23 protein-coding genes are annotated in these 23,041 nt (G+C 71.0%); 10 read left to right on the plus strand and 13 right to left on the minus strand.

The genetic code is table 11. The features are described 5' to 3' along the window. On the plus strand, positions 1-589 hold a 589-nt coding region (locus FIF60_RS16570), incomplete at its 5' end, for a phosphotransferase (RefSeq protein ID WP_144299403.1). Then, a complete protein-coding gene (gene rnhA, locus FIF60_RS16575; RefSeq protein WP_239451677.1) occupies positions 582-1,037 on the plus strand; it encodes a ribonuclease HI in 456 nt (151 codons plus the stop codon). The genes FIF60_RS16570 and rnhA, both read left to right, overlap by 8 nt. A 3-nt stretch (positions 1,038-1,040) precedes the next feature. Here the strand turns inward: rnhA and FIF60_RS16580 are convergent, their stop codons facing one another. From FIF60_RS16580 to FIF60_RS16595, 4 genes are all read right to left on the minus strand, one after another. Continuing rightward, entirely contained in the window at positions 1,041-2,030 is a 990-nt protein-coding gene (locus FIF60_RS16580; RefSeq protein WP_144299405.1) for a DUF3137 domain-containing protein, read from the minus strand. A gap of 48 nt (positions 2,031-2,078) precedes the next feature. Then, on the minus strand, positions 2,079-2,396 hold the full coding sequence (locus FIF60_RS16585; protein ID WP_144299406.1) for a hypothetical protein: 318 nt from the start codon (positions 2,394-2,396) through the stop codon (positions 2,079-2,081). A 1-nt stretch (position 2,397) separates the two neighbouring features. Then, a complete protein-coding gene (locus FIF60_RS16590; protein WP_144299437.1) occupies positions 2,398-2,877 on the minus strand; it encodes a peroxiredoxin family protein in 480 nt (159 codons plus the stop codon). Between the two features lie 86 nt (positions 2,878-2,963). Then, the gene (locus FIF60_RS16595) at positions 2,964-3,818 is read right to left on the minus strand and encodes a protein-disulfide reductase DsbD domain-containing protein (RefSeq protein WP_158639268.1); all 855 of its coding nucleotides are present in this window, start codon (positions 3,816-3,818) and stop codon (positions 2,964-2,966) included. 152 nt (positions 3,819-3,970) lie between these two features. Between FIF60_RS16595 and FIF60_RS16600 the strand changes: the two genes are divergently transcribed. Then, positions 3,971-4,552, plus strand: a complete 582-nt coding sequence (locus tag FIF60_RS16600; protein ID WP_239451678.1) for a YqgE/AlgH family protein — start codon at positions 3,971-3,973, stop codon at positions 4,550-4,552. On the opposite strand, the gene FIF60_RS16605 is transcribed toward FIF60_RS16600, so the two are convergent. From FIF60_RS16605 to FIF60_RS16615, 3 genes are read right to left on the minus strand one after another with little or no spacing between them, the layout of a single operon-like run. Beyond that, a complete protein-coding gene (locus tag FIF60_RS16605) occupies positions 4,529-5,764 on the minus strand; it encodes a multidrug effflux MFS transporter (protein ID WP_239451679.1) in 1,236 nt (411 codons plus the stop codon). The two genes, FIF60_RS16600 and FIF60_RS16605, sit on opposite strands and share 24 nt — an antisense overlap. A 7-nt stretch (positions 5,765-5,771) precedes the next feature. Then, complete coding sequence (locus FIF60_RS16610; RefSeq protein ID WP_144299409.1) at positions 5,772-6,659, minus strand: TIGR01459 family HAD-type hydrolase; 888 nt, start codon at positions 6,657-6,659, stop codon at positions 5,772-5,774. Continuing rightward, positions 6,652-7,722, minus strand: a complete 1,071-nt coding sequence (locus FIF60_RS16615) for a quinone-dependent dihydroorotate dehydrogenase (protein WP_144299410.1) — start codon at positions 7,720-7,722, stop codon at positions 6,652-6,654. The genes FIF60_RS16610 and FIF60_RS16615 overlap by 8 nt, the downstream gene beginning before the upstream one ends. Positions 7,723-7,802: 80 nt before the next feature. Between FIF60_RS16615 and FIF60_RS16620 the strand changes: the two genes are divergently transcribed. Next, positions 7,803-8,702, plus strand: coding sequence for a DMT family transporter (locus FIF60_RS16620; protein WP_144299411.1), 900 nt, complete (start codon positions 7,803-7,805; stop codon positions 8,700-8,702). 3 nt (positions 8,703-8,705) lie between these two features. Here FIF60_RS16620 and gloA read toward each other — a convergent pair whose 3' ends face one another. The 3 genes from gloA to FIF60_RS16635 all read right to left on the minus strand — a co-directional run bounded on the left by gloA (position 8,706) and on the right by FIF60_RS16635 (position 13,359). Continuing rightward, complete coding sequence (gene gloA, locus FIF60_RS16625) at positions 8,706-9,098, minus strand: lactoylglutathione lyase (RefSeq protein WP_144299412.1); 393 nt, start codon at positions 9,096-9,098, stop codon at positions 8,706-8,708. Between the two features lie 119 nt (positions 9,099-9,217). Then, positions 9,218-11,545, minus strand: coding sequence for a xanthine dehydrogenase family protein molybdopterin-binding subunit (locus FIF60_RS16630; RefSeq protein ID WP_144299413.1), 2,328 nt, complete (start codon positions 11,543-11,545; stop codon positions 9,218-9,220). Between the two features lie 104 nt (positions 11,546-11,649). Further along, positions 11,650-13,359, minus strand: coding sequence for a cation:proton antiporter domain-containing protein (locus FIF60_RS16635; RefSeq protein WP_144299414.1), 1,710 nt, complete (start codon positions 13,357-13,359; stop codon positions 11,650-11,652). A 129-nt stretch (positions 13,360-13,488) separates the two neighbouring features. Between FIF60_RS16635 and FIF60_RS16640 the strand changes: the two genes are divergently transcribed. Continuing rightward, complete coding sequence (locus tag FIF60_RS16640; RefSeq protein ID WP_158639269.1) at positions 13,489-14,625, plus strand: AI-2E family transporter; 1,137 nt, start codon at positions 13,489-13,491, stop codon at positions 14,623-14,625. Here FIF60_RS16640 and FIF60_RS16645 read toward each other — a convergent pair. Next, on the minus strand, positions 14,604-16,181 hold the full coding sequence (locus FIF60_RS16645) for a glycosyltransferase family 39 protein (protein ID WP_144299416.1): 1,578 nt from the start codon (positions 16,179-16,181) through the stop codon (positions 14,604-14,606). The two genes, FIF60_RS16640 and FIF60_RS16645, sit on opposite strands and share 22 nt — an antisense overlap. 57 nt (positions 16,182-16,238) lie before the next feature. Between FIF60_RS16645 and FIF60_RS16650 the strand changes: the two genes are divergently transcribed. Then, a complete protein-coding gene (locus tag FIF60_RS16650; protein ID WP_144299417.1) occupies positions 16,239-17,294 on the plus strand; it encodes a glycosyltransferase family 2 protein in 1,056 nt (351 codons plus the stop codon). Positions 17,295-17,321: 27 nt separating this feature from the next. On the opposite strand, the gene FIF60_RS16655 is transcribed toward FIF60_RS16650, so the two are convergent. Beyond that, positions 17,322-17,732: a hypothetical protein gene (locus FIF60_RS16655; RefSeq protein ID WP_144299418.1), complete on the minus strand. Its 411-nt coding sequence runs from the start codon at positions 17,730-17,732 to the stop codon at positions 17,322-17,324. Positions 17,733-18,218: 486 nt separating this feature from the next. Here FIF60_RS16655 and FIF60_RS16660 point away from each other — a divergent pair, with 486 nt between their 5' ends. From FIF60_RS16660 to FIF60_RS16675, 4 genes are all read left to right on the plus strand, one after another. Continuing rightward, a complete protein-coding gene (locus tag FIF60_RS16660; protein WP_204251225.1) occupies positions 18,219-18,476 on the plus strand; it encodes a hypothetical protein in 258 nt (85 codons plus the stop codon). A 107-nt stretch (positions 18,477-18,583) separates the two neighbouring features. Then, complete coding sequence (locus FIF60_RS16665; RefSeq protein WP_144299419.1) at positions 18,584-19,798, plus strand: SAM-dependent methyltransferase; 1,215 nt, start codon at positions 18,584-18,586, stop codon at positions 19,796-19,798. After that, a complete protein-coding gene (locus FIF60_RS16670; RefSeq protein ID WP_239451680.1) occupies positions 19,795-20,406 on the plus strand; it encodes an exopolysaccharide biosynthesis protein in 612 nt (203 codons plus the stop codon). Before FIF60_RS16665 ends, FIF60_RS16670 begins: the two co-directional genes overlap by 4 nt. Positions 20,407-20,478: 72 nt before the next feature. After that, on the plus strand, positions 20,479-22,125 hold the full coding sequence (locus FIF60_RS16675; RefSeq protein WP_144299420.1) for a flavin-containing monooxygenase: 1,647 nt from the start codon (positions 20,479-20,481) through the stop codon (positions 22,123-22,125). On the opposite strand, the gene FIF60_RS16680 is transcribed toward FIF60_RS16675, so the two are convergent. Then, complete coding sequence (locus FIF60_RS16680) at positions 22,115-22,996, minus strand: helix-turn-helix transcriptional regulator (protein WP_144299421.1); 882 nt, start codon at positions 22,994-22,996, stop codon at positions 22,115-22,117. The two genes, FIF60_RS16675 and FIF60_RS16680, sit on opposite strands and share 11 nt — an antisense overlap. Positions 22,997-23,041: the final 45 nt, after the last annotated feature.

The raw sequence follows: 23,041 nt of genomic DNA on the forward strand, positions 1-23,041 counted from the left end.
CGCGGCGCTGCATGCCGCCGGCGAGGGCTTCGCGCTCGAGCGCGCCAATGCGCTGGGCCCCGCAGGCTGGCGGCCGCTGTTCGACCGCTGCGCCGGCCGGGCGGACGAGGTGCGCGCGGGCCTCGGCGCGGAGGTGGCCGACGCGCTCGATGTCATCCTCTCCGGCTGGCCGTCGGGGTTGCCGCGCGGGCAGATCCACGCCGACCTCTTCCCCGACAACGTCTTCTTCCTCGGCGACAGGGTCTCCGGCCTGATCGACTTCTACTTCGCCTGCACCGACCTCTTCGCCTACGACATCGCCGTCTGCCTCAACGCCTGGTGCTTCGAACCGGATGCCTCGTTCAACGTCACGAAGGCGAAACTTCTACTCGGGGCCTACACGGCCGCGCGGCCGCTAACGGCGGAGGAGCGCGAGGCGCTGCCGGTGCTCTGCGCCGGCGCCGCCGTGCGGTTCCTGCTCACCCGGCTCTATGACTGGCTGAACCACCCGCCAGGCGCGTTCGTGACGCCGAAGGACCCGCTCGAATACGCCCGCAAGCTGCGCTTCCACCGCGCGGTGCGGAGCGTGCGGGACTATGGCCTTGACTGAGGCGACGCACCCGGAGGTCGAGGCCTGGACCGATGGCGGCTGCCGGCCGAACCCGGGGCCTGGCGGCTGGGGTGCGGTGCTCCGCTGGAAGGGCCACGAGAAGGAGCTCTCCGGTGCGGAGCCGCAGACGACCAACAACCGCATGGAGCTCACCGCCGCAATCGCCGTTCTCGAGGCGCTGAAGCGGCCAACGCGCATCGTCATCCACACCGACAGCGAGTATGTGCGCAACGGCGTCACGCGCTGGGTGAAGGGCTGGGTGCGCAACAACTGGCGCAACGCGAGCCGCGACCCTGTGGCGAACATGGACCTGTGGAAGGTTCTTCTCGAGGCGCAGAAGCGCCACGAGGTGGAGTGGAAATGGGTGCGCGGCCATGCCGGCGACGAGATGAACGAACGCGCCGACGCGCTGGCGACGGCGGCGCGCGAGGCGCTCCTCAAGGGCTGACGATCAGCCGGGCCTTGCCGGCGCGCCCTTCAGAACGTCGATCAGCCGGTGCACCACCATCACCTCCTCCATCAGCCGGTGCGTCTCCTCGCGCAGGCCCGAGAGGGGGCGGAACAGGCCGCCAGCGGAGAAGCTGTTGCCGCCCTTCGGCAGGAGCAGGATGAAGCGTGCGCCCATGAAGGCAGCGTCGATCCGCTTCCGCCCCGCCGACGCGGCAAGCCGCGCAAGCGTCGCGGCAAGCTCCGGCCCAACCACCTCGAGCGCCGCCTCGCCCTGGTCCGACCAGAGGGTGAGATGGCGCGCGAAGGCGGCATCGGGCACCGGCACCCGCGCATAGCCTTCGGCGCGGAGCTGCTTGTCGGTCCGCCGCCAGCGATGGCCGAACCACCAGGCAGGGCCGCGGATGACGATGCGCGGCTCGACGGGAAGCGGCGTCGCGATGAGGAACACGAGCCCCCTGAAAACCGTCTTCTCCGACGTCGTCGTGCTCTTGGCCGTTCGGCGAACGACGCGGTTGAACAGCCGTACCTCCGCCATCAGGAACTCGGTTCCGTCATGGCGTCCCGCGAACACGTCATCGACCGTGTTCTCGGCGAACCGGTTCACCAGCGGGATTCGCCGCAGGCGCTCGACCACCTCCTGCGCCGTGCCGGTGCGGTGGCTCATCCCGCCGATCGCCTCGCAGACGATGGGCGTCAGCGCCTCGCGAAGCCTGTCGCGGTAGACGCGGCTGTAATGGGCGAGCGCGCCGGCTGCGACGAACACGGCGAGCACGCCGAGAGATGCCTCGCCGACAAGCTCGAACGACAGGAAAAGGAGGGTGAGGAGAATCGAGCCGACGAGGGCGGCGACGGTGAGGCCGCGATACTTCGCCTGCATCGCCGAGAACTCCGGCAGAAGCGGCTCGACGCGGCGCGCGAACAGGGCATCGAGCCGCGCATGGCGGGCGGCGTCGCTGTCGACCTCTGCCGCCGGCGCTGGAGCATCCGTCATCGGAACAGTGTGCTTCGGGAACGAAGCGGGTGTCGAGCGGGCGCCCTGCTACTTCCGGGCGAGGCGCCGCGCATTGGCGCGAAGCGTGCGGCGGGCCGGCCCGATCGCGGCGACGGCAACGGCGAGCGCGTCGCCGCCGCGCAGCGCGACGGAGGCCGCAGCCCCCGTGCCCTTCGCTGCGGCGGCGAACTTCTCCGTCACCATGCGCGTCATCTCGGCGGCCTGGTCGGGGCGCTGGGCGGCGAAGCTCACGGCCATCATGCCGAGGCGGATGGGCATGACGAACGCGGCCTGCCACGCCATCGTGGCGAGGGCGAGGTTCAGCCTCGCCATGTGGAAGGGCGTGCGGAGGAGGTCCCGCGCCATCTCAGAGCGCGGCGAGAACGGCTTCCGCCTTGCTCACCTCGAACCCGCCCGGCGCCTCGACGGCGAGATGCGCCACCTTGCCGTCCTTCACCACCATCGCGTAACGCTGGCTGCGCACGCCGAGGCCACGGGCCACGAGATCAAGCTCGAGGCCGAGCGCCTTGGTGAATGCGCCCGACCCGTCGGCGAGCATGATGATCCTGTCGCCGACCTGCTGGTCCTTCGCCCAGGCGCCCATCACGAAGGCATCGTTCACCGCGATGCAGGCGATGGCGTCCACGCCCTTGGCCTTGAGCGGGTCGATGTTGGAGAGGAAGCTCGGCAGGTGCTTCGCGCTGCAGGTTGGCGTGAAGGCGCCAGGCACGGCGAAGAGGACCACGGTCTTGCCGCCGAACAGCTCGTCGGTCGAGACCTCGCGCGGGCCTTCCGCGGTGGCCTGCATCAGCTTCATCGCCGGAATCGTATCGCCGACCTTGATCATCATCTCTCGCCCCTTGGTTCGGCGGCGCCGCACGCCGCGCCTCTCCTATAGCGCGGCGGCGCGGAAACGCCAGGGGGACCGGCGGTTCAGGGGAGAGCCGGCTCCACGGTCACATCGGCCTCCACCGCAGCGGCACCGTCGACGAGGGTGACGCGAAGCGGCGTGCCCGGACGCACCAGAGGCGGGTGCAGGCCAAGGCGGAAGGTCGCCTCCCGCCCCCCCTCGGCGAGGCTGAGCGCCGGGCGGGGCAGGTCGGGGCGCCGATGGCCTGGAGCGATCTGCCATTCGAGGAAGAGATCGGGCGCCGCGAAGGCCTCGCGCGCCGCAGCGATCACCGCCAGCCCCTGAGGCTCGGCGATCGCGCGGATGGACACACCCCGCGAGGCGGCCGGCGCCGGCAGGCGGGCAGCGTGGCGGGCAATCTCCGCGGCGGCCGTGGTTGGCCGAGGCGCGCCGGCGGCGAGGTCGAGCGCGAGCTCGCTTTCTCCCGGAATGCACACCTCGCGGCACACGAGGTACATCACCATCAGGCGGAATTCGGCAGCCTCGCCCGGCCGCACCAGCTGCGCCGCGAGCGGGAACAGCACCTCGCCGCGATAGCCGTAGCTTTCCTGGCCGAAGAACACGAACCGCACCGGCGCGGGCCAGGCCATCGCCACGGCTTCGAGGTTGTCGCTGCCGGACCAGTCGAGCTGCGGCGGCAGGCCGGAGGCGCCAGGCGTGCGCCAGTAGATCCGCCACCCTTCGGCAAGGCGCATGTGCAGCGCGAGCGGCACCGTGCCGGCCCCCGGCGCCACGGCGGAGACGGCAGAGACGAGCCGAAGCTCGGCTTCGTCGCCACTGACCCAGGGGCCGACGCCCTCCTCAGCCCGAACGCCGCCGGAGGCAGCGAGCAGGACGGAGCAGGCAAGAATCATGCGTGCCGCGCGTTCGCTCCCCATCGCTGCCACCGTATTCCTCCGCTCGGGCACGGCAAGCGCTGCGGGGGGCGCTCGCGGGGGATTGACCCTGCCCGGAGTTCGGGCGCGGAGTTCCTGGGCCTGCCCTTGCCCTCGCCGGCCGATGCGCCAACATCCCGTCGATGGGGCAAGAGATGACGTCCGGCGTGCATGATGGTGGGGAAGGCTATCTGACCGGGCAACTCCTGGTTGCCATGCCCGCGATGCGCGACCCGCGCTTTGCCCAGGCCGTCGTGTTCATGTGCGCCCACACCTCCGAGAGCGCGATGGGCATCGTGATCAATCGCCCGCTCGAGGGGCTTTCCTTCGATGACCTGCTCACCCAGCTGAAGGTCGAGCCGGTGCCCCCCGCGCGGCGTATCCGCATGCATGCCGGCGGGCCCGTCGAGACAGGCAAGGGCTTCGTTCTGCACACGACGGACTGGGTGCAGGAGACCTCGCTCCAGGTCGATGCGCAGTTTGCCCTCACCTCCTCCATTGAGGTCCTCAAGGCGATCGCCCGCGGCGACGGGCCGCGCAGGGGCATCCTCGCCCTCGGCTATGCCGGATGGGGGCCGGGGCAGCTCGACGAGGAGATCCTGCAGAACGCCTGGCTGTCGGTTCCGGCGGCGGAGGAGTTCGTGTTCGGCGGCGATCTCGGCGCGATGTGGCGCGGCGCGCTGTCTGCCCTGAAGGTCGACCCGCTGCTCCTGTCAGGCGCCGCCGGCCGGGCCTGACCCGCCGGGCGCGGCAGGGCCTGCGATGCCCCGCCCGGACCACAGGATCACCTGACAGGCCGTCGCGAAGGCGAGCATCAGCGCAGCGGTCGGCACCCCGCTTCCCGTCTCGACGGCAGCGACCGCGACGGTAGCGACCGCGCCGGCAGACATCTGGATCGCCCCCGAGAGCCCCGATGCCGCGCCGGCCGATTGCGGGCGGACGCTGACGGCCGCGGCCATCGCGTTGGCCTGTGCGATGCCGTTGCCGAAGGCCATCAGCATCGCCGGGCCGAACAGGCTCAGGATGTGCGGCGGCAGGAACGCGACCAGCGCGAGGGCGAGCGCTGCCGAGAGGAAGGTGAGCCCGGTTCCCCAGGAGAGAAGCTTGATCGCGCCCAACCGCACCGCCAGCCGGGCGGTGACGAAGTTGCCCGCGGCGTACGCGATCGAGAGCAGCATGAAGGCGATGCCATAGGCCGTCGTCGGCAGCCCGAGGCCGCGCACGACGACGAAGGGCGAGCCGCCGATGAAGGCGAAGAACACCGCGGAAGAGGCGGCGAAGCAGCCTGCATAGACGCCGAAGGCGGGCGTGCGCAGAAGGATCAGGCTCGCCTCCACGACGGTGCCGAACCCGGCGCGCGAGGCGCCAGGCTCGTGCCGCAGCGTCTCCGGCAGCCGCGCGACGACGGCTGCGAACAGGAGCAGGCCGAGCAGGCCGGGCACGGCGATGAGCGCACGCCAGCCGAGCGCCTCGTCGAGCAGCGCGCCGATGATCGGGGCCACCATCGGCGCGACCGTCATCCCCATGAACACATAGGCCATGACGGAGGCCGCCCGGTCGCGCGGGTAGCAGTCGCGGATCATCGCGCGGGCGAGAACCATGCCCGAGCACGCGCCGATCGCCTGCAGCGCGCGCGCGGCGACGAGCCCGCCGATGGTGGTTGCAAGCGTGCCGAGCACGGAGGCGGCGAGGAACACCACGAGCCCCGCGATCGCCATCGGCCTGCGGCCATAGCGATCCGACAGCGGGCCGTAGAGGAGCTGCCCCGCCGCGACGCCGATCAGATAGACGGTAAGCGTGAGCTGCGCCGATGCCGCCGGCACGCCGAAGGCGTGCTCGAGCCCCGGGATGGCGGGGATGATGATCTGCATGCTGAACGGCCCGATGGCGGTCAGCACCACGAGCAGCCAGGCTGGCGGAGGGGTGGGCTGTCGAACCTCCGGCGTCACCCGGGCGCTACCAGCGGAACGCCGGGATCACCGCGTCCGGCGAAAGCCCATCGGCCGCGGCGCGCGCGGCGGCAAGCTCGGCATCGGGCAGCTCGCCCTCGGCGAGGCCGAGCTCCTCCGCGTGGATGCCGCCCAGCACCCAGGCAGAGGCGATGCCCGCCCCGCGTGCGCCGGCGATGTCGGTACGCAGCGCATCGCCGACCGCGAGGATGCGCGGCGGCTCGAGCCCGAGCATGGCGAAGACCCGCGGGTAGATCGCCGGATCGGGCTTGCCGAGGCTCCGCACCTCGCCGCCCATCTCCGCGTAGCGCTGCGCGAGCGCTCCGGCGCAGATGACGCGCACGCCGCCGCGGATCACCTCGAGGTCAGGGTTGGCGCAGATCATCGGCAATCCGGCGGCGCGGCAGGCTTCGAGGACGGGCTCGAAATCCGCCACGCTCTGGCCTGCCTGGTGGTCGTCCGGGCCCGTGTTCAGCACGAACTCCGCATCGCCGGGCGCATCGACGACCTCGAGCGGGAGCGTGTCGAACACGTTGCGGTCACGCTCGGGGCCGAGATGGAAAAGCCTCGTGCCCAGCGCGGCGAACCACGGGTCGTCACGGTCGCGCAACGCGAGGTGCACGGCCTCGCCGGAGGTGAGGATGCCGCCATAGAGATCGTCGGCGATGCCCATCGCCCGCATCGCCGCCTGCGCCGCACCCGCGCGGCGCGGCGCGTTCGACAGAAGCACGCTGCGCCTGCCCATCGCCTTCATGCGCGCGAGGCAATCGACGGCGCCGGGATAGGGCTTCACCCCGTCATGCACCACGCCCCAGAGATCGAGGATGAAGCCGTCATAGCGTTCCGCAAGCGGTGCGAAACCGGGCAGCACCTCGAGGGTGGTCGTCTCACGCATGGTCTGCATTCCTGTCGAGGCCGACGGCCTGGTCGATGCGCGAGAACCCGTCGCGCGAGAGGAGGGAGGCAAGCTCGGCGATGATGCGCGCGGGCAGCGCGGGCCCGGCATAGGCCATGGCGGTGTAGAGCTGCACGAGCGTCGCGCCGGCGCGGATCTTGGCGTACGCCTCCGCCCCGCTCGCCACCCCGCCGGCGCCGATCAGCACGAGGCGCCCTTCGGCGATGCGCGCGGCGGCGCGGAGAAGTTCCGTCGATGGCCGGAACAGCGGCCTGCCCGACAGCCCGCCGGCCTCCGCCTTCGCCGCGCCCTTGAGCGTGGCCGGCCGGGCGATGGTGGTGTTGCTGATGATCAGCCCCGCCACGCCGGCGCCGAGCGCGGTCTCGACGATCGGGCCAAGCGCTTCGCGGTCGAGGTCAGGGGCGATCTTGACGACGAGCGGCACCGACCGCCCCGCCCGCGCGAGCCCGGCCGAGGCGGCGTCGAGCAGGCCCTTCAGCCTGTCAGCCGCCTGGAGGTCGCGCAGGCCCGGCGTGTTCGGCGAGGAGACGTTGACGGTGATGTAGTCGCCGAAGGCGGACGCGCCCTCGACCATCAGCCCGTAGTCGCGCGCGGGGTCGTCGCAATCCTTGTTGATGCCGACATTCACCCCGAGCGGGCCGGGCAGCGCCCCCTCTGCGCGGAGCGCTGCGAGCCGCGCAGAGACGGCCTGCCAGCCATCGTTGTTGAAGCCGTTGCGGTTGATCACCGCCGCGTCCTCGGGCAGGCGGAACAGGCGCGGGCGCGGGTTCCCCTCCTGCGGCCGCGGCGTAACCGTGCCGATCTCGACGAAGCCGAAGCCGAGGCCAAAGAGTGGCCGCGCGGCGACGGCGTTCTTGTCGAACCCCGCCGCAAGCCCGAGCGGGTTGCGGAAGGAGAGCCCCATCGCCTCGACAGGCAGGGAGGCCGGCTCGGCCCGTCCGGCGAGGCCGGCGTTCAGCGCGCGGAGCGCGAAGAGATGCGCGCTCTCGGGGTCGAAGAACCGCGTGAGCGGCATCAGGGCGGAGGCGAGGGAGGGGGTCATCGGTGCCGCCCCCTATGCCAGCCGCGGGCTGCGCGCGCCAGCCTCGACAGGCTGAGCAGGGGCGGGCATGACGGGGACGCATGGGAAACGTCGCCCCGCGCGGGAGCCTCGCCGGCCCCGCGCTCATCATCCTCGCCATCGCGCTCTTTTCCGCCAACGACGTGGCGATGAAGCTGCTGTCTGCCGGCTTCGGCGCCGCGCAGGTGATCACCTGGCGCTGCTCGGTGGGGCTTCTGCTGATGGGTCCTGCGGCGTTCCGGGACTGGGCGCGGCTGGGCGGCATTCCGGTCGCGAGGCTGAGGTTGCAGGTCCTGCGCGGGCTGCTGATCCACTGCTCGGGGCTCACCTTCTTCGTCGCCTTCGCGCGTCTGCCGCTGTTCGACGCCTATGTCGTGTTCTTCTCCGCGCCCTTCGTGACGCTTGCGCTGGTCGGCGCGATGCTGGGAGAGCGGGTCTCCCGCTCGGCCTGGGGCTGGGCGGCGCTCGGCTTCGCGGGGGTGGCGCTCGCGCTCGGCCACGGGCTCTCGGGGCGCGGCGACGCGATCGGCTATCTCGCCGCGGCGACCGGCACCTGCTCCTACGCCACGCTGATGGTGATCACCCGCAGGCTTGGGCCGGATGCGCGGCTGGCCGAAGGCATGGCGATCCCGGCGATGCTCGGCATCCTGCTGATCGGCCCGTTCGCGGCGGCGGACTGGTCGCCGCCGAGCCTCGGCGACGCGGCGCTTCTGTCGCTCACCGGCGCGCTCTGGGCGTTGGGCAATGTCTCGCTCGCCGCCTCGATCCGCGCTGCTTCGCCCGCCCGGCTCGCGCCCTACGACTTCACCGCGATGGTCTGGGCGATCCTCTACGACGCGACCTTCTTCGCGACCTGGCCGGGTGCGGTGGAGTTCATCGGCGCGCTCGTCGTCGTACTCGCTTGCCTCGGCCATGCGCGGTCGGACGCGCGGGCCGAGGCAGCCAAACCAGAGCCCGTCTGAAGGCTACTTCCGCTCGATCAGCTCGATCTTGTAGCCGTCCGGGTCCTCGACGAAGGCGATCACGGTCGTGCCGAACTTCACCGGGCCGGGCTCGCGCGTGATCTTCGCCCCCGCTTCGCGGAGCCTGTCGCAGGTGGCGTAGATGTCGGGAACGCCGATGGCGAGATGGCCGAAGGCCGTGCCCGGCTCGTACTTGTCGACGCCGTAATTGTAGGTGAGCTCGATCACCGCCCCGGTGCTCTCGTCGCCATAGCCGACGAAGGCGAGCGTGTACTTGCCCTCCGGCACGTCGCGGCGGCGAAGCTCCTTCATGCCGAGCGTCTTCGTGTAGAACGCGACCGAGCGCTCGAGGTCACCGACCCTGAGCATGGTGTGCAGGAAGCGCGGTTCCGCCATCGTCTCTCTCCCGTGGTCTGTTCGCGCGGGACTTTGCTCACGCCCCGCCGCGCTGTCCACCCAGGGACTCTCTCACGATCCGGCGGGGCGTGGCCCGCGCCACGCCCCTGCCCGGCCGCTCACGCTGCCTTCCTTGCCGAGGCAATCGCCCGCCACAGCTTCTCGGGCGTCACCGGCATGTCGACATGCGTCACGCCGTCCGCCGCGAGCGCATCGACCACCGCGTTCATCACCGCGGGCGGGCTTCCCACGGCGCCGGCCTCGCCCGCGCCCTTCACCCCGAGCGGATTGGTCTCGCAGGGGATCTCGATGAGGTCGACCTCGATGTCGGGAAGCTGGTCGGCCCGCGGCAGGCAATAGTCCATGAACGAGCCGGCAACGAGCTGGCCGCTCTCGGGGTCGTAGACGGTGTGCTCGTACACCGCCTGGCCAATGCCCTGTGCGACGCCGCCGTGCACTTGGCCGCGCACGATCAGCGGATTGATCGCGTGGCCCACGTCGTCCACCACGAGGTAGCGCGCGATGTCGAGAACGCCGGTGGCGGGGTCGATCTCCACCTCGGCGATGTGGCAGCCATTAGGGAAGGTGTGCGACTTGATCTCGGCGATCTCTGCGGCGTCGAGAACCGTCACGTCCTCGCCTGCGGCCGCCTTCTTCCGCTGCGTCCCGGCCAGCGCGAGGATGTCCATGCCCCTGTCGGTGCCGACGACGGAGAAGCGCCCCTTCTCGAACACGATGTCGGCGACCGCGGCCTCGAGCGCCTCGGAAGCCGCCTTCTTGCCCTTCTCGATCACGGTCGCGGTGGTGGCGAGGATAGCCTGGCCCTCGGAGTAGAGGCTGCGTGCGCCGCCCGTCCCGCCGCCGCTGGGCGCGGAGTCGGAATCGCCCTGAATCACCCGGATCTTGTCGTGGTCGATGCCGAGCTCGTTGGCGGTGAGCATGATGTAGGCGGTCTCATGCCCCTGGCCGGTGGACTGCGTGCCGACGATGACATCGACCATGCCGTCCTCGGCGAAGCGGATCTCCGCCCGCTCGGTCGGCGCGCCGCCCGTTGCCTCGAGGTAGTAGGCAAGCCCGATGCCGCGCCGCTTGCCCCGCTTTGCGGCCTCGTCGCGACGCGTCGCGAACCCGTCCCAGTCGGCCTTCTTCAGCGCAGCGGCGAGCACCGTGCCGAAATCGCCGCTGTCATAGGTGGCACCCATCGGCGTCTTCCACGGCATTGCCGTGGGCGGCACCATGTTGCGCTTGCGGAGCTCGATGCGGTCGATCTTCAGCTCGCGTGCTGCCGTGTCGATCAGCCGCTCGACGAGGTAGTTCGCCTCGGGCCGCCCTGCGCCGCGATAGGCATCGACCGGAACCGTGTTCGTCATGATGCCGAGCACGTTCACGTGGATCGCGCGGAAGCCGTAGACGGAGGCGAGAACCTTCGAGCCCGCGCCCGTCGGGATGAAGGGCGCGAAGGTCGAGAGATAGGCCCCCATGTTGGCGAGCGTGCGCGTGCGCAGCGCGAGGAACCGCCCGTCCTTGTCGACCGCCAGCTCACCGGTGGTGATGTTGTCCCGCCCATGCGTGTCGGACAGGAACGCCTCGGAGCGGTCGCTGATCCACTTCACCGGGCGGCCGACCTCGCGGGCGGCCACCGTCGCCATCACGTGCTCGGGGTAGAGGTAGAGCTTCATGCCGAAGCCGCCGCCGACATCGGGTGTCAGCACGCGGAACTTGTCCTCGGGAAGCTTGAACACCTGGTTCGCCATCAGGCCGCGCACCAGCCACGAGCCCTGGGTGCAGGTGTGCAGCGTGAAGCGGCCGGACGCCTTGTCGTACTCGGCCACCGCGCCGCGCCCCTCCATGGAGGCGACGACGACGCGGTTGTTGATTACCGTCAGCTTCGCGACATGCGCGGCCTCAGCAAACAGGCGGTCTGTCTCGGCCTTGTTGCCGGTTTCCCAGTCGAAGCAGAGGTTGTTCTTCGCGCTATCCCACACCTGGGGCTGGCCCGGGTTCATGGCGGTGGCGAGGTCGGTCGCCGAAGGCAGCACGTCGTAGTCGATCGCGAGCGCCTCCGCGCCGTCGCGGGCGGCCTGCTGGGTCTCGGCGACGACGAAGGCCACGGGGTCGCCCACGTGGCGGACGCGGCCGACGGCGAGCGCCGGGCGCGGCGTCTCCGCGCGGTCGGTGCCGTCGCGGTTCTTCAGCGGAATGGCGCAGGGCACGTCGCCAAGCCCCATCGCGCGCAGGTCTTCGCCCGTGAACACGGCAAGCACGCCGGGAACCGCCTTGGCAGAGGCCTTGTCGATGCCCTTGATCACGGCATGCGCGTGCGGGCTGCGCGCCACCACGCCATAGACCTGCCCGGGGAGACTGATGTCGTCGGTGTAGCGACCGTCGCCACGCAGAAGGCGGGGGTCCTCGACGCGGCGCATCGACTGGCTCAGGCCGAACTTCATGGCTTCACTCCCCGGAATGTTGGCATTGGCGGGATCAGGGTTGGTTGCGTCAGCATGTGGCCGCAAGGGGTGCTTCGCCAAGCCCCGATGACCGGCCCCCTGAATCACCCCTGCCCGGTGCGCCCGCGCTCGAGCTGCAGCGCGGCCGCGGCCGCCTCGTCCGGCAGGCCGAGCGCGGCGAGCGTTCCGCCTGCGAGCGCGAGCGCCGCCTCGAGCGCCTCAGGCACGGCGGCGGTGGCGCCAAGCTCGCCAAGCCGCCGCGCCTGGGCGGAATCGCGCGCGCGGGCAACCACGGCAAGGTCTGGCCAGCCGCGTCGGGCAGCGGCAAGCGCGCGTTGCACCGCAGCGGCGCTGTCCATCGTCAGAACGAGCGCGCGCGCCTCACCCGCGCCCGCGCGGCGGAGCACCTCCGTCCGCGCCGCGTCTGCGTAGAACACCGGCCTGCCCTCGGCCCTGTGCCGGGCCACCGAGGCGGCATCGAGGTCGAGGGCGATCCAGCGCGCGCCCTCCGCGTCGAGCACCCGGCCGATCGTCTCGCCGACGCGGCCGTAGCCGGCGATGATCACGTGTCCCGCGATCCCAGGCTCCGGCTCGGCGCTCGCCTCGGCGGCCGTGATCGCGAGGCCGAGCCGCCGCGCAAGGCCCCCGAGCAGCGGCGTTGCGCCCATCGTCAGCGCGGCAACGAGCGTCATGAACTGGGCCGTTGCGGGGCTCACCAGCTCGAGCCGGCTCGCGAGCGCGATGACGAGGAAGGCGAACTCGCCCGCCTGGCCGAGCAGAAGCGATACCTCCGCCGCGACATGGCGCGGCAGCCCGAAGGCGAGGCAGAGCGGGAACACGACCGCCGCCTTCAGAACGATCAGCCCAACCACGGAGGCGGGCAGAAGCACCGGCGCGGCGGCAAGCGCGCGCAGGTCGATCGCCATGCCGACGGACATGAAGAACATGCCGAGGAGCAGGCCCTTGAAGGGTTCGAGATCGGCCTCGACCTGGTGGCGGAACTCGGTCTCCGCGATCAGGAGCCCGGCGAGGAAGGCGCCGAGAGCCGCCGACAGCCCCGCCTGCTCGGTCGCCCAGGCGGCGCCGAGCACCGCGAGCAGCGCGACGGCGGCGAAGAGTTCCGGCCTGCTCGAGCGGCCGGCGTGGCGGAACAGGCGGGCAAGCAGGAGCCGCCCGGCAAGCGAGATCAGCCCGACCGCGACAGCGCCGGCGACGATCGAGGCAAGCAGCGAGGCGAGCGGGTTCTCCCCTGCCCGCGCGCCGAGAACGCCGACGAGCACGAGGATCGGCACGACCGCGAGGTCCTGGAACAGCAGCACGCCAAGCGCGGCATGCCCGACCGGGGTGGCGATCCGCCTCTGGTCGATCAGGATCTGCATCACGATCGCGGTGGAGGACAGCGCAAGGCAGGCGCCGAGAACCGTGGCCGCGCCGGGCGGGTTGCCGAAGCCCCAGGCGACGAGGCCGATCGCGGCGCCGGAGGCGAGCACCTGCGCGCCGCCGAGCCCGAACACGAGGAGCTTCATCCGCTTCAGACGCTCGAGGCTCAGCTCGAGTCCGATGGAGAACATCAGGAACAGCACGCCGATGGCGCCAAGCGGGGCAATCGCGTCCCATTCGGCGATGCTGATCCAGCCGAGCGCCGGCACCGCCTCGGCGAATCCGCCCACGCCGTGCGGGCCGAGCACCAGCCCCGCGGCCAGCCAGCCGATCACCGGGCTCAGCCGAAGCCGATGCATCAGCGGCACGACCAGCGCGCCGGCGGCGAGGAACACGACGGCCTCGCGGAGATGGATCGCGTCAGGGGGCGTCATGGCGACGAGGGTGCAGCCTTGCGCGCGGCCGCTCAACCAGGAGCATGGACAGCCCGGCCACGCGCGCTGTTCAATCCCCGCCCCGATCGGGCCGCGCCGCTGGAGGCCTGGCGAAAGGGCGAGGCAGGCATGGGCGGCACCGAACAGCAGCGCGACGAGGCCGGGCAGGGCGAGCCAGCGGTCCGGCGCACCGTCAAGTTCGAGCAGGTGATGGGCTACGGGCTGCCGATCGCCCTACTCATCGCCTGCCTGCTGGTCGTCGCGCCGTTCATCCCGGCCCTCGTCTGGTCGGCCGTCATCGTCGTCACGCTGTGGCAGCCACTCGAATGGATCACCGCGCGGCTGGGCGGACGGCGCACGCTGGTCGCGACGCTGCTTGCGCTCGCGATGGTGGCGCTCGTGGTCATGCCGGCGATCTCTGCCGTCGATGCCGTGACGCAGGGCCTTCCGCGCCTGCGAGAGATGGTCCGGCAGCTGATCGATTCGGTTCCGGCCGAACCGCCCGGCTTCCTCGCCGGCATCCCCCTCGTCGGCGAGCGGCTGGTCGAGACCTGGCGGCACTTCTCCGGCGACGCCTCCGCCGCGGGCGACCTCGCTGCCCGCGTCGCGCCGGCCGTCGGCACCTGGCTTCTCGCCTCGATCGCCGGGGCGGGTGCGACGGTGCTGCAGTTCCTGCTCGTCGCCATCGCCACCGCCGTGCTCTACGCCCAGGGCAGGGCGGCGGCGGACATGGCGCAGCGGCTCGCCGCGCGGCTTGGCGGAGCGGAAGGGACCGAGGCGCTGGCGGTGGCCACGCGGGCGATCCGCGGCGTCTCTGCCGGCGTGATCGGCACCGCCGCGGCGCAGGCGCTTCTCGCAGGCATTGGCTTCGCCGTGGCAGGGGCGCCGGCGCCGGTGCTGCTTTCCGTCGGCGTGCTCGTCTTCGGCATCATCCAGCTCGGGCCGCTGCCCGTCTGGCTGCCGGTGGTGATCTGGTTCTACGCGACGGGCGATACGCTGACGGCGGTCCTGCTTCTCGTGTGGAACCTCGGCGTGGTGCAGACGGTGGACAATTTCCTCCGCCCTATCCTGATCAGCCGCGGTGCGCGCCTGCCGCTCCTTCTCATGCTGATCGGCGTGCTCGGCGGGCTGATCGCAATGGGCCTGATCGGCATCTTCCTCGGCCCGACCCTTCTCGGCGTCGGCTACGTCATGCTGCGGCGCTGGCTCGGGCTCGACGCGCCGCTCGCCCCGCCTGTCGAGGATCAGCGCGAGAAGACGCGCTGATTGTACCCCGCGCCGGTCTCGCGCCAGGACGGGTCGGCCGCGATTGCGGCGAGCGCCTTCGGCACCTCCTCGCGGCTCGAGAAATCCCCCGCTGTGGTGACGACGATCGCACGGCGGGCGCCGTCGAGCCGGGCACGGATTGCCTCGGCGTCGTCGCGCTCGCGCACGACGAGCACCCGCGCCTTTGCCGGCAGTTCGAGGATCAGCGCGCCGGCGATGCCGACACCATCATTGCCATGGGCGACCACCACGACGGTGTCGGGCCCGAGCAGCGGCGCGGCATCGCGCGCCACGGCGCGGGCGGGCTGCATCGTTCCCTGGCCGAAGCCGAGCCCGGCGAGGCCCGCCGCCTGGGCGAGCAGGACAACGGCGAGACCCGCCCCCGCCGCGCGGGGCCAGCCGCGCTCGGCCAGGGCTGCGAAGGCGCCGGCGAGGATGATCGCGATGAAGGGCGAGGCGAAGGCGTAGTAGCGGAGCTCGAGCGGGAGGTTGCCGAAGATCACCCCGAGCGCGACGAGCCCGGCAGGCGGCGCCAGCGCACACGCCCAGACGAGCAGCCCCTCCGGCTGGCGCAGCGAGGATGCGAGGGTCGCGACGATGACGACGGCCAGCAGCAGGATCAGCAGCCCGAGCGCGGCGCCGATCGCATAGGAGAGCGGCGCCTCGGCCTGGAGCGGTGTGCCGCCGAACACCGAGGCAGCGAGCCACTGAGCCGTGCGCGCCGCGGCGCCCGTGACGGAGAAGGGCGGGAACTGGCCCGACCGCCTGTCCTGCGCGAGGAAGAGCGGCACGTTCACCGCCTGCACGGCGAGAAACGGAAGCGCCGCGGCGATGAGGTGCGCCGGCCTACGCAGGCCGATGAACAGCGCGTGCCAGGCGAGGACCGTCGCCGCACAGAAGAGCGCGAGGTAGTTCGACATGGTCGCAAGGCCGGCGCAGGCGCCTATCACGGCGGCACCGGCGAGGCTCGGACCTGCCTCGCTGCCATCGGCACGCCGCCGCTCGGCAAGCGCAAGCCAGGCGGCAGCGAGCGTCAGGAGCTGTGCGAGGGCAAAGCCGCGCGCGATGATGCCGGTATAGGCGAAGGCGTACGAGAACAGGCACAGCAGCATCGCCGCCACGGGCGGTGCGCCGGCCCGCGCAGCAATCCCCGGCACAAGGACCAGAGCGCCCAGCGTGAGGACGACGGAGAGAAGCCGCGCGGCGAACAGCCCCTCGCCGGCGACATCCCGCCACAGCCGGAGCAGCCAGAAATAGAGCGGGGGGTGGACGTCGGTTCCGCGAAGCGCCTCGAGGATGCCAGAGAGGCTCGCCCGCCCTTCATAGATGCCGCGCACCTCTCCGACGACGAACACGGCCTCCGGCCAGGCCGGGCGGACGGTGCCCGCGGCAAGCAGGAGCGAGTAGCCCTCGTCATACTCCGCGGAACGGAGGAACGCCGCCACAGCGAGAACCACCGCCGCGAGCGCGAGGATCAGGATGAGGGGGAACGGCCCCGGTACCCCACGTCCCAGCAGCCCCGTCGCGCGCGCCTCCGGCGTCAGGCCCGGCCGCATTGCCGCCCCGATTGCGCCATCGCGCCGTTGCAACCATCGGGGTAAGCTCGGCGCGACATGACACCCTCAACCCTGCAGGGAGGGGCGCCGGCACCTCGCCCGGCCGCCCCCACATTCTCGATCGTCGTCCCCCTCTACAACGAGGAGGAGGTGGTCGCACAGTTCCACGACCGGCTTTCCGCCGTGATGGACGCGATGGGCGAGGCCTGGGAGGTCGTCTACGTCAATGACGGCTCGCGCGACCGGAGCCTCGCGATCCTCGAGAGCCTGCGTGGCCGGCGCGGCAATGTCGCGATCGTCAATCTCAGCCGGAACTTCGGCAAGGAGATCGCGCTCACCGCCGGGCTCGACCATGCGCGCGGCGAGGCCGTCGTCGTCACCGACGTCGACCTGCAGGACCCGCCGGAGGTGATCCCCGAGCTCGTCGCCGGCTGGCGCGAGGGGTTCGACGTTGTCTACGCCCAGCGCCGCGTGCGCGAGGGCGAGACGGTGATCAAGCGGGCAACCGCGAACCTGTTCTATCGCCTGATGCAGCATGTCGGCGGCAAGGTGCAGATCCCGCGCAACACGGGCGATTTCCGCCTGATGAGCCGCCGCGCCGTCGATGCCCTGCTGAAGATGCGCGAGCAGCACCGCTTCATGAAGGGGCTGTTCGCCTGGGTCGGCTTCCCGTCCAAGCCCGTCCTGTATGACCGCGCGCCGAGGGCGGCGGGCACGACGAAGTGGAACTACTGGAAGCTCTGGAACCTCGCGCTCGAGGGCATCACCTCGTTCACCGTGATGCCGCTCAAGATCGCGACCTATCTCGGCCTCGGGGTCGCGGTGTTCGCGATCCTGTTCGGCGGGCAGATCGTCGTCCGCACCCTTCTCTTCGGCAACCCGGTTCCCGGCTATCCGTCCGTCATGGCGGTGGTTCTGTTCCTCGGCGGGGTGCAGCTGATGACGCTCGGGGTGATCGGCGAGTATCTGGGCCGCGTGTTCAACGAGGTGAAGGCGAGGCCGCTCTACCTCGTCGAGCGCTACCTGCCGCCCGCGGGCAGCAGCAGCGCTCCACTCGCCGAGCCGCCGACGATGGCGGATACCGCAGCGGGGCCGGGCGCGGCGCGCCGCTAGCGCTGGCCGGTTGCGGCCGGGCCGAGCCTAGTTCGGCCGCAGCGTGAACCATCGCAACGAGCTCTGGCCGCGGAATGCGAAAACCGGGTCATCCGGCGTCCATCGCAGGTCGATCCCACGCTCAAGGCAGCCGTCGAAGACGATGCTCCCCGGCGTCACGGTGACTTCCTTCTCGCAGCTCACGTTTGCCCGATGGTTCTCGATCTTTACGACAAGGGCAGGGCCGCGCATCTCGAAGGTGAGCGTCGCATTGGACGTCATGAAGTTGATGGTCGTATCGGGCCAGTTCAGCAGCCAGACACCAGGGCCGACCAGCATCCGCCTGATCACCTCCGCTCCGACGGTGCCCGACTGGACCTGGCCCGAGGCAGGCGTGTCCGGCGGCATTGCAACGAGACCGAGACACAGGGCAAGCATGGCCAAAGCGCGCGACGTCATCGACCTCACCCTTCTCCTTTGAGTGCACCGCCCCGGAATCGTGCGCAGAGACAGACCCTGCGCCGGGCCGGCGGCCCGGATCATTGACGTGGCGCAATGGCCTGCCACCTGCGACAAGCGGGTCGATCCACCGCGCCGTGACGCGGCATGTCTCCGCCGGCCCGGCCTGATGCCTGCCCCGCGCTTGTCCGGGACGCGGCGATTGCGCTTGTGCCCGGGGCAGCGGACGGCGATGGTGCAAACTCAGCCCGCTGATCGGCTCGGAGCCTGCGGGCTCCATCGCGCCGTTTTTGCGCTTCCGTCCGGCCTCGCGACGAAAAGCGCTGCCGGCCGGAGCAGTGGACAGGGCACCCGATTCGCCGCACGGGCCAGCGCCCGGCAGGACGGCCGCGCAGGGAAGCGAAGGCCGGCGCGGGTAATCGCGAACACCGTTGCCCCGCCGCCACAGGGCGCGGGGAAGCAGCATGACAGGAAGGACATCCCTTGATGGCACAACATCGTTACGACGTCGGACAGCGTGTCGAGGTCGGTTCCGGCCGAGGCGACGCCGCCCCGCCACCTGGCCTCTACACGGTCATCCGGCGCATGCCGAATGACGGCAGCGACCGCGAGTATCGCGTGAAGAGCGCCCATGACGGGCATGAGCGGGTTGTCCGCGAGAGCCAGATCCTCAGCCCCGCCCCGGCGCAGGACACCGAGCAGCGCCGCGTCTTTGCCAACATGACGGGCGTACGCAGGGGCTGACCCCCGGCGCCCACCGGCTGCGAGACCGTGTCGCGAACGGTTCCGCGCCCGGTCTGACCGCGCTATGGTTTCGTCCGTGCAGGATCTGACGATGGCATGAGGTGGTCGTGAAGCGGTTGCTTCGTGCCCTCTTCGACCGGGTAGCCCGCGACCAGCCTGGGATCATTGCCGTCACCTTCGCCGACGGAACGGAATGGTCGAGCCGGGCGGGTGCGCCCTCCGTCACGATCCGATTCCGCACGCCCTCCGCCGAACGGCGGACGGTTCTCTTCGGCTATGTCGGCTTCTTCCAGGCCTGGTTCGACGGCGAGATCGAGCTCGAGGGCGATCGCCCCGTCTCGACGCTGATGCACATGGCCTATCGCAGCGCCTACCGGTACGGCGCGAACCCGCTGATTACGCTGAAGCGGATGATGCTGGAACGGCGCGACAACAACCGCGATCTCGCGACCGCAAAGGCGAACGCCCGGCGGCATTACGGGCTGCCGTTCGACTTCTTCCGCATGATGCTGGGCGAGGACTGCCTCTACGCGGAAGGCCTCTGGGAAGGCAACGCCGACACGCTCGAGGCGGCGCAACGGCGCCGCTGCGAGGCGATCTGTCGCAAGCTGCACCTCGCCCCCGGCCAAAGGCTGGTCGAGGTCGGCTCGGGCTGGGGCGAGATGGCGCTGCATGCGGCCGCCCGGCATGGCGCCGAAGTCGTCAATTACGGTCTTGTCCCGGAACAGAACGCCGTGATGCAGGCGCGCATCGATGCGCGCGGTCTGGGCGGGCGCGTGACGATCGTCGAGAAGGATCACCGCGCGCTGGCCGAGGAGAAGGCGCGCTATGACGCCTATGTGTCGGTGGGTGTGTTCGAGCATGCCGGGCTCCGCCAGCTTCCGGAATGGGTGGCCGGCATCGCCGAGGCGCTGAAGCCTGGCGGCATCGGGCTGATCTCGACGACCGCTTACATGCGGCAATATCCCACCGAATACCTCACGATCCGCCATGTCTTCCCCGGTGGCCACGTGCCAAGCCTGCCGCGGCTCCTTGCCCTGCTAGACCAGGCGGGGCTGCATGTCGTGCTCGTCGAGGAGCTCGGCTGGCACTACCAGCGCACCGCCGAAGCATGGCTCGCCAATTTCGAGGCGCGCTGGGAGGAGATCGCGGCGCTTGACCCCACCCGCTTCACCGAGCGGTTCCGCCGGATCTGGACCTATTATCTCGCGGGCGTGATCGAAGGGTTCCGCGCCGGAGGGAGCGGCCTCTGCCTGCACCACATCACCTTCACCAAGGGCAGGAGGCAGTGGCCACCCGGCACCGCGGAAGCAGGCGGATGACCGACGCGCCCGGAATGCCCGCAAGCGACGTGCATGCGCCCACCTCGCACGTCCTCGCCGCCCTGGCCGCCTCGGCCGGCGAAACCCCGGTCACGCTCGACTGGCTGATGCGCCAGCTCGGCGAACGGTCCTTCGGGATCATCCTGTTGGTACTGTCCCTCATCGCCGTGCTTCCAGGCATCTCGGTCGTTGCCGCGGTGGTCCTGATGATCCCCGCCGTGCAGATGGCCCTGGCCCGGCCAGCCCCGACCTTTCCCCGCTTCATCGGCGCGCGGCAATTCGAGCCGCGCCGGCTCGATCGTCTCGTCACGCGCATGATGCCCGTCCTGCTCCGTCTCGAACGGGTGATCCGCCCGCGCTGGCATACACCGTTCGAGGCGACGAAGCGTGTCGTCGGCGTGGTGGTCCTGCTGCTGGCGACCGTGCAACTGGTTCCCGTGCCCATGAGCAACCTTCCTCCGGCCGTGACGGTGATGCTCATCGCCGTGGCGTTCGTGGAGAAGGACGGCGTGCTCCTGGCCATTGCACTGGGTGCCGCCGCGCTGGTGCTCGCGGCGGCGGGGCTGATCGCCTGGCAGGCCGGGCGGGCTGCCTTCGCGCTGTTCTGATCGGTCCCCCCTCGACGCGGGCGGGCGCGGGCGCGACGATGGCAGTCCACGCCATCGCCCCGCAGGTGACGCATGCCCGATGCCGCCCCCTCGCCCGACGCCCAGGCCAGCATCGCGACGTTCGACGCGCTCGTGATCGGCGCAGGCTTCGCTGGCCTCTACGCGCTGCACTTGTTGCGCAACCAGCAGGGGCTGAAGGTGCGCGTGCTCGAGGCGGCCGATGGCGTGGGCGGCACCTGGTACTGGAACCGCTACCCGGGTGCGCGCTGTGATTCCGAGAGCTGGTCCTACTGCTTCCAGTTCGACGACGCGCTGGTGCAGGAGTGGACCTGGTCGGAACGGTACCCGCGCCAGCCGGAGATCCTGCGCTACCTCAACCACGTGGCCGATCGCTACGATCTCCGCCGCGACATCGCGTTCTCCACGCGCGTCACCGGCGCGCGGTTCGACGAGGCGAGTGACCGCTGGGTGGTGACGACCGATCGCGGCGAGCGCCTCGCGGCCCCCTTCCTGATCACAGCCGTCGGCTGCCTCTCGGCGGCCAACATCCCAGACATTCCGGGCCTCGCCGACTTCAGGGGAAGGTGGGTGCACACCGGCGAGTGGCCGCATGAGGGGGTCGATTTCCGCGGCAAGCGCGTCGGCATGATCGGCACGGGCAGCACGGGCATCCAGGCCGCGCCCGTGATCGCCGAGGAGGCCGCGCAGCTGACGGTGTTCCAGCGCACGCCGAACTACTCGGTTCCCGCGCAGAACCACCCGCTCGACGATGCGTTCCGTGCCCGCAAGAAGGCGGAGTGGCCGGTGCTGAGGCGGCTGATGCGCTCGAACACCAACGGCCACCCCTACACGATCTCGGAGCGCGACACGTTCTCGGTGAGCGAGGAGGAGCGGCGCGCGGCCTACGCCCAGGCCTGGGACCAGGGAGGCCTGTCCTTCCGCGCGACGTTCCGCGACATGATGGTGAACAAGGCCGCGAACGACGAGGCCTCCGCCTATATCCGGGAGCGCATCCGCGCCATCGTGAAGGACCCGAGGACGGCCGAGCTCCTGACGGCCTTCGACCACCCTTTCGCGACCAAGCGCCCGCCGATCGACACGGGCTATTTCGAGACCTTCAACCGCGACAACGTGCGCCTCGTCGACATCCGCGCGACGCCGATCGAGCGCATCGCCGCAGACGGCATCGTGATCGGTGGCGAAACGATCCCGCTCGACATCATCGTGTTCGCCACAGGCTTCGACGCGATGACCGGCCCTCTCCTGAAGCTCGGCATCGCTGGGCCAGGCGGCCGGACGCTCGCAGAGGCCTGGGCGGAGGGTCCGCGCACCTATCTGGGCCTCGGCGTCGAGGGGTTCCCCAACCTCTTCACCGTCACCGGCCCCGGCAGCCCCTCGGTTCTGACCAACATGCCAGTCGCGATCGAGCAGCACGTGGAGTGGATCGCCTCCGCCATAGCCTGGGCGCGGGCCAACCGCGTAGCCCGCATCGAGGCGACCGGCGAGGCCGCGCGGAACTGGACCGCGCATGTCAACGAGGTCGCGGAGCGCACGCTCTACCCGACGGCGAAGAGCTCCTGGTATCTCGGCGCCAACATCCCCGGAAAGCCGCGGGTGTTCATGCCCTATCTCGGTGGCCTGGGCCGCTATCGCGAGATCTGCGACGAGGTGGCGGCCTCCGGTTACCGCGGCTTCGCCGTCACCCCGCTCAGAGGTTGAAGGCGACCGCGCCGGCCTCGCCGATGTCGTAGCCGCCCATGCGCGCGGCCCGCGCAGCGAAGGCCTCGCTTCGCGCGAAGCCGAGAAGCCGCTGCAGTGGCGCATCGAAATAGTGCCGCCGTTCCATGACGAGATCGAACCGCTCGCGGATCAGCGGGATGAAGCCGAGCCCCCGGGCTGCCGCCTCGGCGCGGATGCCGAACCCTGCCTCCGCCCTGCCTTCCGCGACCGCGGCGGCAACCTCGTCCTCCGCCAGGGCCGGCGCGGGCAGGAGCGCGAGTGCGTCGAGCCGCACGCCTGCCTCGGCGAGAAGGTGGCAGAACAGCACATGGCTTCCCGCCCGCGCCTGGCGGCCGATGACGCGGATACCGGGCGCGGCGAGGTCGGCCACGCCCGCGAGGCCGAGCGGATTGTCCGCGGGAACGATCAGCCCCTGCTCGCGCCAGGCCCAGACCACGCCGACGACGGCGCGACCCGCCAGCATCGCGCGCGCGGCCGGCTCGTTGAAGGTGAGGCTGTCGGGGTCGAGAAGGTGGGCCGCCGCGGCCACCGCCCCGCGCTCGGCCAGCGCCGCGAGCCCGTCGAGGCTGCCGCCGGTTCGCAGCGCGAGGCCGGAGCCTGACTGCCGCACGGCCCAATCGAGCAGCGGGTCATGGCTTCCCGCGAGGATCGGAGGGGGAGAGGCAGCCTCGGCGGTGCTGGCGGCATCGGCCTGCGCGGCGAGCCAGCGTTCGAGCGGCGCGCGCGGAAACAGCCACTTCCCGCCGAGCTGCACCGCCGGAACGCGGCGGGTTCGCGCGAAGGCGTAGAGCGAGCGCTCGGACAGCCGAAGATAGGCCGCCGCCTCGCGAAGGGTGAGAACGTCCGGCATCGCCTGGCAGATTCTGGCAATTCCTGCGCTTTCCGCAAGCCGCCC

Origin of the sequence: Elioraea rosea, from assembly GCF_007644105.1 — a bacterium.
GTDB classification, from domain to species: domain Bacteria; phylum Pseudomonadota; class Alphaproteobacteria; order Acetobacterales; family Acetobacteraceae; genus Elioraea_A; species Elioraea_A rosea.